We start from the raw sequence: 1,217 nt of genomic DNA, 5'->3' as shown, positions 1-1,217 counted from the left end.
GTAAATAGCTCGTCGGTCTCAGCTCTTCATTAGCCAGCAAAGGTCGTCGGTTCGCTCCTTACAAACTCTGGCTCCCGCAACCACTGAAATAACATGTTTTATTAAATCGGCACTCTACAAGAGTGTTTTTTTATGCCTAAAATTCATATTCCCTCACGCTATTTTTAACACGTATACCTGCTGTTCTTTTCTAATTCTACTTTTTGAAAGTGTTATTGCTGAATATTTAGTATGCTATGCACTAAACTCTTTAAAACTTTTTGTAATCAAAATTATGACTGAACTTTATCACTGGTTTGATTTAATAGGTGTGGCGGTATTTGCTATCTCAGGCACCTTGGTAGCCTATGAAAAGAAAATGGATGGCTTTGGTGTAGTTGTACTTGCAACTGTTACGGCTATTGGCGGCGGTACCGTTCGCGATGTGATACTCGACCAGCCCGTATTTTGGTTACACGACCAAAGCTACTTCTACGCTATTTTGGTGGCGGTTCTGGTTACTACACGACTGATCAATAAGCAAAAATCCATTCCATACTATGTATTGCAAACCGCTGACGCGTTTGGCTTAGCCTTTTTTGCGGTCATGGGAGCGCAAAAAGCGCAATTGGCTGGTATGCCAGATATGACGGTTGTGATTATGGCTGTAATAACCCCCTGTTTTGGTGGGCTTATTCGCGACGTGCTTGCCCGCGATATTCCAATGCTGCTTAAAGGTGAGTTGTATGCTATTACCTGTATTGCTGGTGGCATTGTCTATACATTAAGTATCAACCTATCGTTAACGGTGGAAGTGGCAATGATTCTGAGTATGCTAATGACCTTATTGCTACGCTTTTCGGCGATTAAATGGAAGATTATATTACATGTTTTTAAATATCCTGACTAAACTGGGTTAATACAGTTGTTAACTAGGGCCTGTTGACCTTTGCGGATTAAAATTTGTTCAAACTAGGGGCGATTTAATCGCGGCGCGAGGTTTGTAACCTAGTGGACTAAGTGAAAACCGAGCAACAAAGAGTAAATAGCCCCTAGGCAGAACCCTTCGGGCAGCGCCTGTTTGGCATTAATGCTGCGTTATCGCCTATTTATGGGGAATAACCACACCACATAGGCTCTGCCTTGCCTAAATACCAAACAGACTGCTGCAAATTCAACCTTGAAAGGTCAACAGACCCTAGTATTTATAGGATAAATAACAATGAAAAACTACTACG

The 1,217-nt window shown here is 41.7% G+C and carries 1 protein-coding gene; it reads left to right on the top strand.

Annotated elements, in window-relative coordinates:
- Positions 1–274 precede the first annotated feature (274 nt).
- On the top strand, positions 275–889 hold the full coding sequence (locus tag CWB77_RS17510; protein ID WP_008108278.1) for a trimeric intracellular cation channel family protein: 615 nt from the start codon (positions 275–277) through the stop codon (positions 887–889).
- Positions 890–1,217: the final 328 nt, after the last annotated feature.

The sequence above is a fragment of the Pseudoalteromonas sp. S1610 genome (genome assembly GCF_005887465.1).
Classification (GTDB): Bacteria; Pseudomonadota; Gammaproteobacteria; order Enterobacterales; family Alteromonadaceae; genus Pseudoalteromonas; species Pseudoalteromonas undina.
This window is presented reverse-complemented; position numbering and strand designations above follow the sequence as displayed.